The organism is Streptomyces sp. URMC 127, from assembly GCF_051386535.1.
GTDB lineage: Bacteria > Actinomycetota > Actinomycetes > Streptomycetales > Streptomycetaceae > Streptomyces.
The window spans coordinates 1-16,675 of sequence record NZ_JBPQTW010000150.1 but is presented as its reverse complement, the minus strand read 5'-3'; the positions used below and the strand labels follow the sequence as shown (position 1 = coordinate 16,675).

General features: G+C 71.7%; 13 protein-coding genes. 6 read left to right on the top strand and 7 right to left on the bottom strand.

The window, feature by feature from the left end:
• Positions 1–1,072 (bottom strand): serine/threonine-protein kinase (locus ACSNOH_RS24835; RefSeq protein WP_436723652.1); only part of this gene is annotated, 1,072 nt, incomplete at its 3' end.
• Between the two features lie 97 nt (positions 1,073–1,169).
• Positions 1,170–3,446: a transglycosylase domain-containing protein gene (locus tag ACSNOH_RS24830; protein WP_436723651.1), complete on the bottom strand. Its 2,277-nt coding sequence runs from the start codon at positions 3,444–3,446 to the stop codon at positions 1,170–1,172.
• A 238-nt stretch (positions 3,447–3,684) separates the two neighbouring features.
• On the opposite strand from ACSNOH_RS24830, the gene ACSNOH_RS24825 reads away from it, so the two are divergent.
• Genes ACSNOH_RS24825 through ACSNOH_RS24815 form a run of 3 tightly spaced genes read left to right on the top strand, consistent with a single transcriptional unit; the run spans position 3,685 to position 7,357 of the window.
• Positions 3,685–4,209: a PadR family transcriptional regulator gene (locus ACSNOH_RS24825; RefSeq protein ID WP_436723650.1), complete on the top strand. Its 525-nt coding sequence runs from the start codon at positions 3,685–3,687 to the stop codon at positions 4,207–4,209.
• Positions 4,206–4,913, top strand: coding sequence for an ABC transporter ATP-binding protein (locus ACSNOH_RS24820; RefSeq protein WP_436723649.1), 708 nt, complete (start codon positions 4,206–4,208; stop codon positions 4,911–4,913). The genes ACSNOH_RS24825 and ACSNOH_RS24820 overlap by 4 nt, the downstream gene beginning before the upstream one ends.
• A complete protein-coding gene (locus tag ACSNOH_RS24815) occupies positions 4,910–7,357 on the top strand; it encodes an ABC transporter permease (RefSeq protein WP_436723648.1) in 2,448 nt (815 codons plus the stop codon). Before ACSNOH_RS24820 ends, ACSNOH_RS24815 begins: the two co-directional genes overlap by 4 nt.
• A 103-nt stretch (positions 7,358–7,460) precedes the next feature.
• On the opposite strand, the gene ACSNOH_RS24810 is transcribed toward ACSNOH_RS24815, so the two are convergent.
• Positions 7,461–8,435 (bottom strand): hydrogen peroxide-inducible genes activator, encoded by a 975-nt coding sequence (locus tag ACSNOH_RS24810; RefSeq protein ID WP_436723647.1) that lies wholly within the window; start codon positions 8,433–8,435, stop codon positions 7,461–7,463.
• 135 nt (positions 8,436–8,570) lie between these two features.
• On the opposite strand from ACSNOH_RS24810, the gene ACSNOH_RS24805 reads away from it, so the two are divergent.
• Both ACSNOH_RS24805 and ACSNOH_RS24800 read left to right on the top strand, forming a co-directional pair.
• On the top strand, positions 8,571–9,125 hold the full coding sequence (locus ACSNOH_RS24805; RefSeq protein ID WP_436723646.1) for a peroxiredoxin: 555 nt from the start codon (positions 8,571–8,573) through the stop codon (positions 9,123–9,125).
• A gap of 11 nt (positions 9,126–9,136) precedes the next feature.
• Positions 9,137–9,676, top strand: coding sequence for an alkyl hydroperoxide reductase (locus ACSNOH_RS24800; protein ID WP_436723645.1), 540 nt, complete (start codon positions 9,137–9,139; stop codon positions 9,674–9,676).
• A gap of 95 nt (positions 9,677–9,771) precedes the next feature.
• On the opposite strand, the gene ACSNOH_RS24795 is transcribed toward ACSNOH_RS24800, so the two are convergent.
• From ACSNOH_RS24795 to ACSNOH_RS24780, 4 genes are all read right to left on the bottom strand, one after another.
• The gene (locus ACSNOH_RS24795; RefSeq protein ID WP_436723644.1) at positions 9,772–11,184 is read right to left on the bottom strand and encodes an AI-2E family transporter; all 1,413 of its coding nucleotides are present in this window, start codon (positions 11,182–11,184) and stop codon (positions 9,772–9,774) included.
• Between the two features lie 150 nt (positions 11,185–11,334).
• Positions 11,335–12,057, bottom strand: coding sequence for a transglycosylase SLT domain-containing protein (locus ACSNOH_RS24790; protein ID WP_436723643.1), 723 nt, complete (start codon positions 12,055–12,057; stop codon positions 11,335–11,337).
• A gap of 386 nt (positions 12,058–12,443) precedes the next feature.
• Positions 12,444–13,766, bottom strand: a complete 1,323-nt coding sequence (locus ACSNOH_RS24785) for a PhoH family protein (RefSeq protein ID WP_436723642.1) — start codon at positions 13,764–13,766, stop codon at positions 12,444–12,446.
• A 575-nt stretch (positions 13,767–14,341) separates the two neighbouring features.
• Entirely contained in the window at positions 14,342–15,103 is a 762-nt protein-coding gene (locus tag ACSNOH_RS24780) for an isoprenyl transferase (RefSeq protein WP_398383014.1), read from the bottom strand.
• Between the two features lie 110 nt (positions 15,104–15,213).
• On the opposite strand from ACSNOH_RS24780, the gene mgrA reads away from it, so the two are divergent.
• Positions 15,214–16,260, top strand: a complete 1,047-nt coding sequence (gene mgrA, locus ACSNOH_RS24775) for an L-glyceraldehyde 3-phosphate reductase (RefSeq protein ID WP_436723641.1) — start codon at positions 15,214–15,216, stop codon at positions 16,258–16,260.
• The last annotated feature ends 415 nt before the right edge of the window (positions 16,261–16,675 follow it).

Genomic DNA, 16,675 nt, shown 5'->3' with positions numbered 1-16,675 from the left:
GATCAACCCCCACGGCGGCCACCGGCGGTGCCGAAACCGCCCCAGGCCCGACCGGCACCGCCGGACCACCCGCCACGGGCTGATCACCGTCGCGGCGGAGGGAAGTCCCAGGTGCCGGAACCTCCCCGGCAAGCCCCCCGGGCCGCCCCGGCACCGGCGCCGATCCCGCAACGTCCGCCGCCTTCGCCACCACGCGCTCCGCGGCAACGCGGTCCGCCTCGATGCGTTCCGCGATCGCCGGCGGCCAGGCGAAGGCGCCCTCGGCCGGGGTTCCGAAGCGGAGTGTCAGCGCCGCCGTGCCGGGGCGGTCCGCGGGGTCGGGGCGGAGGCAGTCCGCGAGGACGGCGCGGAGGGGGTCCGGGACGGAGGACAGGTCGGCCCGGGCCTGCGAGACGCGGTGGAGGACCGCGGCGAGCGGCCCGTCGCCGAAGGGGTCCTCGCCGGTCGCGGCGAAGCACAGCACGGAGGCGAGGCAGAAGACGTCGGACGCGGCGACGACGTGCCGCCCGCCGCGCAGGTGCTCGGGGGACATGAAGGCGGGCGTGCCGACCATGAGCCCGGTACCGGTCAGCGTCGTGGCGTCGGGCGCGCGGGCGACGCCGAAGTCGATGAGCCGGGGGCCGTCCGCGGCGAGCAGGACGTTGCCGGGCTTGAGGTCGCGGTGGAGCGCGGGCGCGGCGTGGACGGCGTGCAGGGCCCGTACGAGGTGGGCGCCGAGGGCCAGGACGGTCGCGGCGGGCAGCGGCCCGGCGAGGCGGACGGCCTCGGCGAGCGTGGGCCCGGGCACGTACTCGGTGGCGAGCCACGGCGGGTCGGCGTCGGCGTCGCCGCCGGTCAGCCGGGCGACGTGGGGGCTGTCGACGGACCGGGCGACGGCGATCTCGCGCCGGAAGCGGGCGCGGAAGCCGGGCTGCCCGGCGAGGGCGGCGCGGATGGTCTTCAGGGCGACCGTGCCTTCGGGGCCGCGGGCGAGGTGGACCTCGCCCATGCCGCCGGCGCCGAGCCGGGCGAGGAGCTCGTAGGGTCCGATCCGCCGCGGCGTCGTCTCCCGCAGCGGTTCCAGCACGGCCATGCTCACGTCCCCCAGGTACCGAAAAACTCCGGCCGCTCACCCTACACAGAGGGTGAGCGGCCGGAGCCCGGTGCCTGACGGTTGATCAGTCGCGGCCTCAGTCGCGAGCCGGCTCGCGGATCGGCTCGCGGTTCCCGTTGGGCTGCAGGCCGCCGCCGGTCGGCGGCGGGCTCGGCGGCCGGCTGCTCGGGGTGACCGGCGGGACCGGCGGCCGCGAGGACGGCGGCGCCGACGACGGGCCGTGCGACGGGCTCCGCGAGGAGGAGGCCGACGGCGAGGACGACGGCTTGGAGGGCGTCGGCGACGGGCTGTGCGACGCGGGCGCGGACGGGGTGGACGAGGCGGGCGGGCCGGGGATGGCCGGAACCGTCGTGCTCATGTCCGTGTCGAGGTCGAACTGCTCGGGGTCCGAGCCCTGGAGCGCGTCGGCGGTGTAGGCCGCCCAGATCCGGGCCGGGTACGTGCCACCGTTGACGCGGCCGTTGCCGCCGGTGCCCTTGAGCGTGACCTGCTTGCCGCCCTCGCCCTCGCCGAACAGGCCGACGGCGGTGACCAGGTCGGGGGTGTAGCCGGTGAACCAGGCGGACTTGTTGTCGTCGGAGGTGCCGGTCTTGCCCGCGACCGGGCGGCCGACGCTCTGCACGACGGAGGCCGTGCCGTCGTCGACCACGCCCTTGAGGACGGTGGTGACGCCGTCGGCGGTGTTGCGCGAGATGGCGTCGCCGCCGACCGGGTTGTCGAGCGACAGCTCCTTGCCGTTCTGGGAGGCCGACTTGATGATCGAGGGCGTGACCTTCTTGCCGTGGTGGGCGAGGGTCGCGTAGACGCCGGCCATGTGCAGCGGGCTGTTGCCCATGGAGCCGAGCGACATGGCGGGCTTCTCCACGAAGTCCTTGACCTTGCCGTTCATGCCCATGTCGACGGCGGTCTTCTTGACCTTGGACAGGCCGACGTCGATGGCCATCTGCGCGAAGACGGAGTTGACCGAGTCGTTCATGGCCTTCTGCACGGGGATCATGCCGTGCGAGTAGCCGTCCTCGTTCTCCGGGGCGAAGTGCTCGTCGGTGCCGGTGACGGGCCGCTCGGTGGTGGAGTCGTAGAGCGTGCCGGCGTTGATGCGCACCTTGTTCTGGGTGGTGGACTTGTTCTCCAGCGCCGACGCGAAGATCAGCGGCTTGAAGGTCGACGCGACCTGGTAGTCCTCGCGGGTGGCGTTGTTCGTCCAGTGCTGGAGGGCGTCGGTGCCGCCGTAGAGGGCGACGACCTTGCCGGTCTTCGGATCGACGGAGGCGGCGCCGACCTGGACGTTCTTGTCGACCGCGCGGGCCTTGGGGTCGAGGTCGTCGAGGAGCTTGTCCTTGACGGCCTTCTCCAGGGCCTTCTGCTTCTGGTTGTCGATGCTGAGGCTGATCGTCCAGCCGCCGGCGTCGAGGTCGCTCTCGGGACGGCCGTCCTTGACCAGCTTCCTGCGCATCTCGGCCTTGGCGGCCTCGATCAGATAGCCGTTCTGGCCGGTGAGGCCCTTCGCGGCCGGGGGCTTGCCGGGCTCCTTGAACTGCATGCCGGCGCGCTTGTCCTTGTCGAGCCACTTCTGCTCGACCATCTTGTCCAGGACGTAGTTCCAGCGGGCCTTGGCGTTCTCCTTGCCCGCCGGGGTGGCCACCGCCCAGTCGAACTGGCTGGGGGCGTTGAGGAGCGTGGCCAGGTAGGCGCCCTCCTCCAGGCTGAGCTTGTCGACGTCCTTGTTGTAGTACGCGCGGGAGGCGGCCTGGATGCCGTAGGCGCCGCGGCCGTAGAAGCTGGTGTTGAGGTAGCCCGCGAGGATCTCCTCCTTGGACGTCTCCCTCTGCACCTTCAGGGAGATGACCAGTTCCTTCACCTTGCGGGTGACGGTCTGGCGCTGGTCCAGGTAGTAGTTCTTCACGTACTGCTGGGTGATGGTCGAACCACCCTGCTTGCCACGGCCCATGACGGTGTTGAAGACGCCACGGGCGGTGCCGAGCACGTCGACGCCGGGGTCGGTGTAGAAGTTCTTGTTCTCGGCGGCGACGACGGCGTGCTGGACGTCGATCGGGATCTTGCCGAGCGGGACTTCCTGCCGGTTCACCTCGCCGCTGCGCGCGATGACCTTGCCGTCGGCGTCCTTGAAGATGTTGCTCTGCAGCTTCGCCTGGCTGTTGCCCTTGGGGATGTCCACGTACATGTACAGCGCCACGCAGGCGCCCGCCCCGAGAGCGATGAGCGCCACGAAATAGGCGAGCAGCTTCTTCCACGTGAAGAAGCGGCGTATGCCGCTCTTCCCAGGCTTCTTGGGCTTCTTGCCCTTTGCTGTGCGGGTGCTCTTCTGCGCCCGTCGCGCGTCCGCTCGGCCCATCTCTCCCGTAGCTCCAGTCTTTCCGCCCCCAACCCAGCTCATGAAGCTAACACCGCAACTGTCACCAAACACCCATTGATCAAGGCTTTGGGGCACGTGACATACAGCACCCCGGCTGGCGGGAACCGGGCGCGGCGCAGTGCGGGAAACCGTACAGGGCGCCGGTTCCATCATGATCACGCCATCTGTACACCGTGGGTATACACGCGATGTATACCCACGGTGTACAGTCCCGCCCATGTCCATCGGTCACACTCTGCTCGCGCTCCTGGAATCCGGCCCGCGCCACGGCTACGACCTCAAGCGCGCTTTCGACGCCCGCTTCGGCCACGACCGGCCGCTGCACTACGGCCAGGTGTACGCGACGATGTCGCGCCTGCTGAAGAACGGCCTGGTGGAGGTCGACGGGATCGAGCACGGCGACGGCCCCGAACGCAAGCGTTACGCCATCACCGACGCCGGCATCACGGACGTGGCGCGCTGGCTCGCCGAGCCCGAGAAGCCCGAGCCGTACCTGCAGTCCGTCCTCTACACCAAGGTCGTGGTGGCCCTGCTGACCGGGCGCGACGCGGACACCCTGCTGGACGCCCAACGCACCGAGCACCTGCGGCTGATGCGCGAGCTCACCCGCCGCAAGGTGAGCGGCGACCTGGCGGACCAGCTGATCTGCGACCACGCGCTCTTCCATCTGGAGGCCGATCTGAGATGGCTGGAAATCACCGCTGCCCGCCTCGACCAGCTGGCCGCGGCGGTGCGGTCGTGACCCGTTCCGCCGCCCACCCGGCCGGCTCCCTGCTCGCCGCGACCGGCCTGCACAAGGCGTACGGGCCGACGACCGCGCTGGCCGGCGCGGACTTCTCCGTCCACCCCGGCGAAGTCGTCGCCGTCATGGGCCCGTCGGGTTCCGGCAAGTCGACCCTGCTGCACTGCCTGGCCGGAATCATTCGCCCCGACGCCGGCACGGTCCGCTACGGAGCGCGCGACCTGTCGGAGCTTCCGGACGCCGAGCGCAGCGCCCTGCGGCGCACCGAGTTCGGCTTCGTCTTCCAGTTCGGGCAGCTGGTGCCGGAGCTGACCTGCCTGGAGAACGTGGCGCTGCCGCTCCGCCTGAACGGCGTCAAGCGCAAGGAGGCCGAGCGGCAGGCCGCGGACCGGCTGGAGCGGCTGGAGGTCGCCGACGCCCGCGGCAAGCGGCCCGGCGAGATCTCCGGCGGCCAGGCCCAGCGGGTCGCCGTGGCCCGCGCCCTCGTCACCACCCCGCGCGTGATCTTCGCGGACGAGCCGACCGGCGCCCTGGACTCCCTCAACGGCGAGCGGGTCATGCGGCTGCTGACGGAGGCCGCGCGGGACACCCGCGCCGCCGTCGTGCTGGTCACCCACGAGGCGCGCGTCGCCGCCTACTCGGACCGCGAGGTCGTCGTGCGCGACGGGCGGGCGCGCGACATGGCGGGGGTGGGGCGGGCGTGAGCGAGCGGAAGAAGGACGCGAGCGAGGGCTCGTACGGCCACGAGGGCGCTCCCCCGCGCCCCGGCCACGGCCCCGCGGACCGGCCCTCCGGCCCGGCCGGCGCCGCCGCCTGGCTGCGCGACCTGCGCATGGGCGCGCGCTTCACGGTCGCCGGCGGCCGCGAGGGGCTGCTGCGCGCGGTGCTCACCGCGCTGGCCGTGGGCCTCGGCGTGGCCGTCCTGGCGATCGCGGCGTCCGTGCCGCACGTGCTGGCCGAGCGCGACCGGCGCACGGCCGCCCGCGCGGTGAACACGCCGCTGGAGTTCGAACAGCCCGGCCACGAGCTGCGCAGGAGCAGCGACACCCTCGTCTACCGCGACGCCGGCACCGACTTCCGGGACAAAAAGGTCGGCGGCGCGCTGCTGCGCCCCGAAGGGCCCGGCGCCCCGGTGCCGCCGGGCGTGACGGACCTGCCCCGGCCGGGCGAGATGGTCGTCTCCCCCGCCCTGGGCAGGCTCCTTCGCTCCGACGCGGGGAAGCTCCTGCGCGAGCGGCTCCCCTACCGGACCGTGGGCACCATCGCGCCCGCGGGCCTCGTCGGCCCCAGCGAGCTCTACTTCTACGCGGGTGACGGCCGGCTCGCACCGGGCGACGGCGCCGTGCGCATCGACCGCTTCGGCGCCGCCGCGGACGACCTGCCCACGGAGAGCGAGCTGGTCGTCCTGATCGTCCTCGCGTGCGTGATCCTGCTGCTGCCGGTCGGCGTCTTCATCTCGGCCGCCGTCCGGTTCGGCGGAGAGGGCCGGGACCGGCGGCTGGCGGCCCTGCGGCTGATCGGCGCGGACGGTGCCACGGCCCGGCGGATCGCGGCCGGCGAGGCCCTGTGCGGCGCCCTGCTCGGCCTGCTCGCGGGCGCGGGGCTCTTCCTCCTCGCCCGCGGCTTCGCCCCGCACGTCACGGTCCGCGACGTCACCCTCTTCCCCTCGGACGTCGCCCCGGGCCCCGCACTGGCCGCGCTGATCGCCGTCGCCGTACCCCTGCTGACCGTCGTGGTGACCCTGTCCGCGCTGCGCCGCGTCACCATCGAGCCGCTCGGCGTCGTCCGCGGCGCGGCCGGCCGGCGGCGCAGGCTGTGGTGGCGGCTGCTGCTCCCCGCCGCGGGCCTGGCGCTGCTCGTCCCGGGCACGCTGGCGGTGGTCGGGGGCCCCTTCTACGGGCCCGTGGAGACGGCCATGATCGCCGCGGGTGCGGCGCTGCTGCTGATCGGTGTCGCCGCCGTCCTGCCGTGGCTGGTGGAGGTGTGCGTCGCCCGGTTGCGCGGCGGCCCGCTGCCCTGGCAGCTGGCGACGCGGCGGCTGCAGGCCGGCGGCGGCACGGCCGCGCGGGCGGTCAGCGGCATCACCGTCGCCGTGGCCGGGGCGATAGCCGTCCAGATGGTGCTCTCCGGCATGCAGAGCGGCCACGACAGGCCGGGCGGGAGCGTTGCGAGCTGGTCACAGCTCCAGGCCTCGTACCGCCCGGGCACGTCCGAGGAGGTCCTCGCGTACACGAAGGCGTTCCGCTCCACGCCGGGCGTGCAGGACGCCGTCGCGTTCGTGGAGCAGTACGCGAGCTACCCCGGCAAGGAGCACTCCGTCACCACGGTGCACATCGCCGACTGCAGCATCCTGCGCACGCTCGCCAAGATCGGCTCGTGTCGTGACGGCGACGTCTTCGTGGCCGGGGAGAAGGGCGGGGACGCCGCCGCCCGCCACCTCCCGCCGGGCACGCCGCTGGAGATGGACGGCTTCGAGCGGGCGAAGGAGCGCGGAACTCCCGCCTACAAGTGGACGGTTCCGGCCTCGGCGCGGGTCGTGGAGACCCTCCCCGGGCCCACCGGGGACCACCAGTCCGGCGTGCTGGCCACGCCCTCGGCCATCGACGTCCGGGCGATCCCGGACGCCAGGACGACCGTGCTGGCCCGGGTCGACCCCCGCGACCGCGACGACGCCGTCGAGCGGTTCCGCAACACGGCCGCCGCCATCGACCCGGGCATGCGGGTCTGGCGCCTGGGCGGCGTGGTGAAGGAGAACCACCTCGCGGCCGTCGAGGAGGGCCTGAAGACCGGCGCCGTGTGCGTGCTCGGACTGATCGCGCTGAGCATGCTCGTCGGCACGCTGGAACAACTGCGCGAGCGCAAGCGGGCGTTGTCCATGCTGGTCGCCTGCGGCACCAGCCGTGCGACGATCGCCTGGTCGGTGCTGTGGCAGACCGCGGTTCCCGTGGTGCTGGGCATGGCGCTGGCCGTCGGATTCGGGCTCGGCCTGGGGCGGTTGCTGCTCGCCCTGGTCGACGAGCCTGTACGGGACTGGTTCGCGTTCGTCCCGCTGGCCGGCGCGGGGGCGGGCATGATCGTCGCGATCACCCTGCTGACCCTGCCGGCCCTGTGGCGCCTCACCCGCCCGGACGGCCTCCGGACAGAGTAACCGCCTTCGGATGGGCGTGACTTATCGCCGTGTGCGGCGGCCCGTGCGGCCCGCCGCACACGGCGGAAACCGCACGCACAGCAGCCAGCACGCCGGCCCGCCCCTACGCAGCGATCCGCACCGGCAGCTTCCGCAGTTCCTTGCGCAGCGCGGCGGCGATCTGCTCGAACTCGCCCTGCCGCGCGGCGCCCGTCCGCATGGCCAGGGCGATCCTGCGCGAGGGCACCGGATCCGCGAACGAGCCGGTGGCGAGCTGGGCGTTGCGCTCGGCCTCGACGCGCAGGGCCGTGCGCGGCAGCAGCGTGACGCCCATGCCGCCGCCGACCAGCTGGACGAGCGTGGACAGCCCGGCCGCGCTGGTCGTGCCCGGCGCGCCGGAGGTCCGGCCGACCTCGCGGCAGATGTCGAGGGCCTGGTCGCGCAGGCAGTGGCCCTCGTCGAGCAGGAGCAGGTCGAGCTCGCGCAGGGCCTCGCGCGGGATGTCGCCCCGCCCGGCGAGCCAGTGGTCGCGGGGCATGACGAGCACGAAGTCCTCGTCGAAGAGCGGGAGTTCGGTGACGCCGGGCACGCCGAGCGGCACGGCGAGCAGCAGCAGGTCGAGCCGGCCCTGGCCGAGCCCGTCGAGCAGCGAGGACGTCTGCTCCTCGTGGACCTGCAGGTCGAGGTCCGGGTACGCGTCGTGGACCAGGCGCAGGACGGTCGGCAGCAGGTACGGCGCGACGGTCGGGATCACGCCGAGGCGCAGGGCGCCGGTGAAGGGCGCGCGGGCGGCGTCGGCCTCCTCCATGAGCGCGGCGACGGCGTCGAGGACGGTCCGGGCGCGGGCGGCCAGCCGCTCCCCCGCGGGACTGAGCAGCACTTTTCTCGTCGTACGCTCGACGAGCTGGACGTCGAGGACCTCCTCCAGCGCGGAGACGGCCCCCGAGAGCGCGGGCTGGCTCATGCCGAGGGCCGTGGCGGCGTCCCGGAAGTGCAGGTGCTCGGCGACGGCGGCGAAGGCCCGGAGCTGGGCGAGGCTGGGCTGGCGCGGGCGGCCGCCCCCGGGGCTTACGGCGGCGACGGCCGGTGTGGTGGACATTTGATAAGCACCTCCGATCAACATCACCCAGTCTAGCTATTTCCGTTATCAATGGCTCCTGTGGCAGGGTTGCTCATGTCCAACCCCGAAGGAAACTCCTGTCACGGAGCTTCCTGCTCGCTGCAAGGAGAGCGCGTGCTCACTGTTGGTGACAAGTTCCCCGAGTTCGACCTGACCGCTTGTGTGGACCTGGACGCGGACAAGGCCTTCGCCCAGATCGACAACAAGACCCACGAGGGCAAGTGGAAGGTCGTCTTCTTCTGGCCCAAGGACTTCACCTTCGTCTGCCCGACCGAGATCGCCGCGTTCGGTCAGCTGAACGACGAGTTCGCCGACCGCGACGCCCAGATCCTCGGTGTCTCCGGCGACTCCGAGTTCGTCCACCACGCCTGGCGCAAGGACCACAAGGACCTCCGCGACCTGCCCTTCCCGATGCTGGCCGACGCCAAGCACGAGCTGATGCAGGCCTGCGGCGTCGAGGGCGAGGACGGCTACGCCCAGCGCGCCGTCTTCATCGTGGACCCGAACAACGAGATCCAGTTCGTCATGGTGACCGCCGGCTCCGTCGGCCGTAACCCCAAGGAGGTCCTGCGGGTCCTCGACGCCCTGCAGACGGACGAGCTGTGCCCCTGCAACTGGAACAAGGGTGAGGAGACCCTCGACGCCGTCAAGCTCCTCGCCGGCGAGTGAGCTGATCGACCATGGCGCTCGATGAGCTGAAGTCCGCGATACCGGACTACGCCAAGGACCTGAAGCTGAACCTCGGCTCGGTCATCGGCAATTCCGACCTGCCGAAGCAGCAGCTGTGGGGCACCGTCCTCTCCTGCGCGATCGCGACCCGTTCGCCGATCGTCCTGCGCGAGCTGGAGCCGGTGGCCAAGGCCAACCTGTCGCCCGAGGCGTACACGGCCGCCAAGGCCGCCGCCGCCATCATGGCGATGAACAACGTCTACTACCGCACCCGGCACCTGCTGTCGGACCCGGAGTACGGCAACCTGCGCGCGGGCCTGCGGATGAACGTCATCGGCAACCCGGGCGTGGAGAAGGTCGACTTCGAGCTGTGGTCGCTGGCCGTCTCGGCCATCAACGGCTGCGGCCTGTGCCTCGACTCGCACGAGCAGGTCCTCCGCAAGGCGGACGTCTCGCGCGAGACCATCCAGGAGGCGTTCAAGATCGCTGCGGTCCTGCAGGCCGTCGGCGCCACCCTGGACGCCGAGCAGGTCCTGGCGGACAACGCCTGATCCGCACGTAGCACGCGAGTGGGCCCCGGTCGTCATCGACGGCCGGGGCCCCTTCGTCTGTCCGGATTCGCCTGTACGGGCTCGCCCGTCCGGGTTCAGTCCCCCGGCTGCTGCGGGGGCGGCCCGATCGGCGGCGCCGCGGCCAGGGCCTTGTCCCTGCTGTACGCGCGGAGGTAGCCGACGACCGTATTGGTGACGGCGACCAGCGGAACGGCGACCACCGCGCCGCCGATGCCGGCCACCAGGGAGCCCGCGACCACCGACAGGACCACCGCGAGCGGGTGGACGCGCACGGCGCGGCCGAGGATGAACGGCTGCAGGACGTGCCCCTCGATCTGCTGCACGGCGAGCACCACGACGAGCACCATCAGGGCCGTGAACACGTCCTTCGTCACCAGCGCCACGACCACCGCGAGCGCGCCGGAGACCACGGCGCCGACGAGCGGCACGAACGCGAACAGGAAGATGAAGACCGCCAGCGGCACCGCGAGCGGCACGTTGAGGAAGAACAGCCCTATCCCGATGAAGATCGCGTCGATCAGGGCCACTATCACCGTGCCCCGCACGTAGGCCGTCAGCGTCGCCCACGCCCGCGGGCCCGCGCCCGCCACGCCCTCGCGCGCCGCCGCCGGGAACAGCTTCAGCAGCCAGCTCCAGATGCGCGGCCCGTCGTAGAGCAGGAAGAGCGTGCTGAACATCGCCAGCAGGATGCCGGTCAGCACCTCAAGGATCACCTGGACGCCCTCTATGCCGGCGGAGGTGATGTCCTTGGTGTTGGCGCCGATGGCCGTGCTGAGGTTGTCGGCGATGTTGTTGATCTGCTTCTCGGTGACGTGGAACCGGCTGGTGAGCAGCCAGTGCTTCAGGTCCTTGATGCCCTGCTGCACCTGCCCGGACAGGTCGTCGAGGTTGTCCGTCACCTGCCACGTCACGAACCAGCCGACCAGGCCCATGACGACGAAGCCGGAGATGAAGGTCATGGCCGTGGCGAGCCCCCGGGGCACGCCGCGTCTCTTCAGCCAGGCGACGGTGGGCTGCAGCAGGGCGGTGATCAGCAGGCCGACGACGAAGGACAGCACCACCAGACGGACGGCGCTGATCACCCGCATCAGCACCCAGAGGGTGCCGGCCAGGACCAGCAGCCGCCAGCCGGCCTCGGCCGCGACCCGCACGCCCCAGGGGACGGCGGCGACGGGGTCGGGGCGGGCCGGCACCGCGGGGGCGTAGCCGGGCGGCGGCGGGACGTGGTCGGGCGCGTGATCGTCCGCGGACCCGGCGCTGCCCGCACTTACGGGTCCGGGGTCGCCGGCGGACGCGGCGGAAGCCGCCCCGGACCGGCCGGAACGATTCGGCGGGGAGGTGCGTACGGGCTCGGCGGCGCCGTCCGGCTCGGGAGCGTCGCCGGCACCGGCGGCACCCGCCGCCTCGGCCGAGCGCTCCTCGAGCCGCCGGGCGAGGCGGGTCAGACCCGCTCCCGCACCGCCGACCCATCGTGGCAATCTGGACATTTCTCTTCCTCTACCCCCACTCCCCCGTGGCCAGGGTGAACGTTACCCGTGCCGTGCGCCGGGAAAGACAGCACGAGCCCCCGGCCTGGTTGAGACCGGGGGCTCGCGGGAGGCGGGGAAGCGGCCGGCGTTACGGCCGGGCGCCGCGCTCTAGTACCACTGGTTGGCCTGCCAGAACGACCAGGCGCCGCAGGGGCTGCCGTAGCGCTCGTTCATATAGCCGAGGCCCCACTTGATCTGGGTGGCGGGGTTGGTGCGCCAGTCGGCGCCGGCCGAGGCCATCTTGGTGCCGGGCAGCGCCTGGACGAGGCCGTAGGCGCCGGAGGAGGCGTTGGTCGCGGTGTAGTCCCAGCTGCTCTCGTTGTTCACGATGTTGCTGAAGCACTGGAACTGGTCGCCGGGGACCATCTGGCGGGCCATCGCCTGGACCTCGGCGGTGGAGTAGGAGCCCTTGACGGCGAAGGAGGACGCGTCGCGGGTGGCGGAGCGGCTGCTGACCTGCTCCTTCTCCTCCTTCTCGCGCTCCTTGGCCTTCTCCTCGGCCTCCTTCTTCTTGGCGGCCTCGTCCGCGGCTTCCTTCTTCGCCGTGGCGTCCTCGGCGGCCTGCTTGCGCGCGGCCTCCTCGGCGTCCTTCTTGGCGGCGGTCTCGGCGGCCTCGGACTGCGTGTCCGCCTGCTGGGTCAGGGAAGCGGCCTGTGCCCGGACGTTCTGTCCTGCGGGGATGTCCGCGAGGAGCGTCGTGTCCGCTGCGGTCGCCTCGACCCGGTCGGTCGTGCCCTGGTCATGGCCTGCAGCGACACCTACGACGGCGCCGACGGTGGTGACCGCGGTGGCGGATGCCACGGCGAATCCCCGGACCGAAATCCGGCTCACACGTTTTCCTTCCAGCATCGCCCGCATGGGTGACCTCGCGAGCGCGATCGTGCCCCTGGCGCTGGCCTCCGTAACGGTCACGGGAGGCACGGGCCCGTGGGGCCTCCCGGAAAGGGAGGTCCGCGTGACGCTCGGGCGGCATACGGCGGCGCTGTTCAGTTCTTCGAGCTGGCATGCACTGCCCACGGAGGGCCGAAGTGCCGTATGCGGGGCCTGACAGGAAGCAGACTCTGCCCGAACGGGATGCCCGGAGGCAATTCCGGGTTACGTGGGAAAGGTCACACCTCGTTTATGCCCGGGCATTTGCGGAAAGCCCGGCACGCAACAGCGGCGCGCGGCTAGGCTCCTTGGCTTTGCCGCGCACCGCCGGACGGGGAACGGAAGTGTCAGATCCGGCCGTCCTCCAGCATTTCGGTCACCAGCGCCGCGATCGGCGAACGCTCCGAACGCGTGAGCGTGACGTGCGAGAAGAGCGGGTGCCCCTTCAGCTTCTCGACGACGGCCACCACGCCGTCGTACCGCCCGACGCGGAGGTTGTCGCGCTGGGCCACGTCATGCGTGAGCACCACCCGCGAGTTGGCCCCGATCCGGGACAGCACGGTCAGCAGCACGTTCCGTTCGAGGGACTGGGCCTCGTCCACGATGACGAAGGCGTCGTGGAGCGAGCGGCCGCGGATGTGGGTGAGCGGCAGCACCTCCAGCATGCCGCGCTCCACGACCTCCTCGATGACCTCGGAGCTCGTGACCGCCGAGAGGGTGTCGAAGACGGCCTGGGCCCACGGGCTCATCTTCTCGGCCTCGCTGCCCGGCAGATAGCCCAACTCCTGCCCGCCGACCGCGTACAGCGGCCGGAAGACCATCACCTTGCGGTGCTGCCGGCGCTCCAGGACGGCCTCCAGGCCCGCGCACAGCGCCAGCGCGGACTTGCCCGTGCCGGCCCGGCCGCCCATCGAGACGATCCCGATGTCCGGGTCGAGCAGCAGGTCGAGCGCCACGCGCTGCTCGGCGCTGCGGCCGTGGATGCCGAACGCCTCGCGGTCGCCCCGCACCAGCCGCACCGAGCCGTCGGCGGCGACCCGGCCGAGGGCCTTGCCGCGCTCGGACTGCAGCACCAGGCCGGTGTGCACGGGCAGTTCCGCCGCCTGTGCGACGCGGACGGACTCGGCGGCGTACAGCTCGTCGATCTGCTCGGCGCTGACGGTGAGCTCCGCCATGCCGGTCCACCCGGAGTCGGTGATGGCGAGCTCCGCGCGGTACTCCTCGGCGAGCAGGCCGACCGCCGACGCCTTGATCCGCAGCGGCAGATCCTTGGAGACGACCGTGACGTCGTAGCCCTCGGCCTGGAGGTTGCGGGCGACCGCGAGGATGCGCGAGTCGTTGTCGCCGAGGCGGAATCCGGCGGGCAGTATGCCCGTGTCCGAGTGGTTGAGCTCGACCCTGAGCGTCCCGCCCAGGTCCCCGATCGGAATCGGGGAATCCAGCCGGCCGAACTGCACCCGGTACGTGTCCAGCAGGCGTAGCGCCTGCCGTGCGAAGTAGCCGAGCTCGGGGTGGTGCCGCTTGGCCTCCAACTCCGTGACCACCACCACGGGCAGCACGACCTCGTGCTCCTCGAAGCGGGACATGGCGCCTGGATCGGCCAGCAGGACGCTGGTGTCGAGGACGTAGGTGCGCCGGTCGTTCTCACGGCGCTTCTTGCTGGTCACCACGGGTGGACGAACCCCCTCGGGGAGGTCGGGGCGCGACGGCGTCGCCGGGGAATGGGCCGGGGTGCGAGCCCTTCGAGGGCCGGACTGCGGCCCTCCGCGGGCGGCCGCGCGGCCGGACAGGGCCGCTCGGTCCGCACGGTCGTCGTCCGTGTGCAAAGGGCCTCCCGGGCGGGCGGCCCCATGCCGCCCGCTGGCAGAGCGACGGTCTTGGGACGGACCGTCGGCCTGGAGGGGATATTCCCGCTGGACCGCTTGACCATGCAACGGCATATGCGGCGGCGTGGTGAGTCACGGCTCCGTCAGGAGCCGTACGCGTCGCGTGCGGTGAGTGCGCATTCCGCCGGACCCTCGCCGTGGGGGTTCAGCGCCGTGGCGGCGGGCATTGTTTTTGCCGCCGCAACGGCGGCGAACCACAATGCGCCGAACCGGCGGTGCCGGACCTCTCCGCAGCGGCGCCCGGGGCCCACCGGTGAGGCCCCGGCCTCAGGAGCCGTAGCGCCGGTGCCGCGCCGCGCAGCACCTTGTGGGGGATAACCCCCACACCCCCAGCCGGGAGCGTTCGCGCGGCAAACGTCCTAGGAGCCGTAGCGCCGGTGCCGCGCAGCGTAATCGCGCAGCGCTCGCAGGAAGTCGACCTTCCGGAAAGCCGGCCAGAAGACTTCGCAGAAGTAATACTCCGAGTGCGCGCTCTGCCAGAGCATGAAACCCGAGAGCCGCTGCTCGCCGCTGGTGCGGATGATGAGGTCCGGGTCCGGCTGACCGCGTGTGTACAGGTGCTTGGTGATGTGCTCGACATCGACCATTTCGGCCAGTTCCTCGAACGACGTCCCGTTCTCCGCCGCTTCGAGCACCAGGGACCGCACCGCGTCCGCGATCTCCTGCCGGCCGCCGTAGCCGACGGCCACGTTGACCAGTATTCCGCGGGTGCCGATCGTGTCCTGCTCGGCCTCCTTCAGCACCTGCTGCGTACGGGCCGGCAGCAGATCCATCGTGCCCACGTGGTGGACGCGCCAGCGCCCGTCCGCGGCCAGGCCGCGCACCGTGTTCTCGATGATGCCGAGCAGCGGGTTGAGCTCCACGGCCGGGCGGTCGAGGTTGTCGGTGGAGAGCATCCAGAGGGTGACGACCTCGACGTCGGTCTCGGCGCACCAGCCGAGCAGCTCCGAGATCTTGTCGGCGCCCGCCTGGTGGCCCTGCTCGGTCGTGCGGCCGTCGGCCCGCGCCCAGCGGCGGTTGCCGTCGAGGATGACGCCGATGTGCTTGGGCACCTGCGCATGGTCGAGGCGGCCTTCCACCCGGCGTGCGTAGAGCCTGTACACCAGGTCGCGCAACTTCACGTTTCCAGCCCCTCCAAGCCACGGCGGTCGCCCCGAGGGCGCCACATTACTGCCCGCGTGTCACGGGAACCCAACTCGGTCCGTCACAAGACCGTGATAGTCAGATGCACATGACCGATTCCACACATTCCGCTCATTATCGAGCGGCCGATAACCGCTACGACGCCATGGAGTACCGGCGCACGGGCCGCAGCGGCCTGTGGCTGCCGGCCATCTCACTGGGACTGTGGCACAACTTCGGTGACGACCGCAGCCTGGAGTCGCAGCGCGCGATTCTGCGCCGCGCCTTCGACCTCGGGATCACGCACTTCGACCTGGCCAACAACTACGGCCCGCCGCCCGGCTCCGCCGAGCTGAACTTCGGCAAGATCTTCGCACAGGACTTCCGCCCGTACCGCGACGAGATCCTCGTCTCGACGAAGGCGGGCTATCTGATGCACCCGGGGCCGTACGGCGAGTGGGGTTCACGGAAATACCTGCTGTCCTCCCTGGACGCGTCGTTGCGCCGGATGGGTGTCGACTATGTCGACATCTTCTATTCGCACCGGTTCGACCCGGAGACGCCGCTGGAGGAGACGATGGGCGCGCTCGCGTCCGCTGTGCGGCAGGGCAAGGCGCTGTACGCGGGCGTGTCCTCGTACAGCGCCGAGCAGACCGCCGAGGCGGCCCGGCTGCTGCGCGACATGGGCGTGCCGGCCCTGATCCACCAGCCGTCGTACTCGATGATCAACCGCTGGACCGAGGACGACGCGCTCCTGGACACCCTGGAGGCGGAGGGCATGGGCTGCATCGCCTTCGCGCCGCTCGCGCAGGGCCTGCTGACCGACAAGTACCTGCACGGCATCCCGGAGGGCTCGCGCGCCTCGCAGGGCAAGTCCCTGGACCCGGCGCTGCTGACCGAGGAGGTCGTGAGCCGGCTGCGCGGCCTGAACGAGATCGCGGGGCGGCGCGGGCAGTCGCTCGCGCAGCTGGCCCTGAGCTGGGTGCTGCGCGACCCGCGGATGACCTCGGCGCTGATCGGCGCGTCGAGCGTGGCCCAGCTGGAGGCGAACGTGGCCGCGCTGGGGGCACCGAAGCTGACCGATGAGGAACTGGCGCAGATCGACGCCCTCGCGGTAAGCACCGAGGGCGTCAACATCTGGGCCCGCCGCGGCTGACCCGGGAGCCGGGGGCCGGGGTCGCACGCTTCGTCACCCAGGGTGACCACGGGGAAAGAAAACGGGCCGGTCCGTGGGGGGGATACGGACCGGCCCGAGGGGGGGTTTCCACCTTAACCGGTCTGAGGCCGTGCTCGTTGCACCGACAGGGGTGACGACCCGCGGGATGCTGACACTCGGTGACTTTTTGATCATGAACGGGCGGTCCCGGCCGGATGCGGCCGGAGGCCCGGGGGGCCCGCCAGTACTGGGCCTACGGCGTAGAACCAGCCATTCCGCGGGCGGGCCCGGCGGCCGCTTGGGCACACTTCGATAACGTCCGGAAAAATCACGGCCGACTTGACGCGGCGATGGCTCCGGGCGCGTCGGAGAGCCGTTCGGGGGACGCGGCGGGGGATGCGCCGGGGGCTGCGGG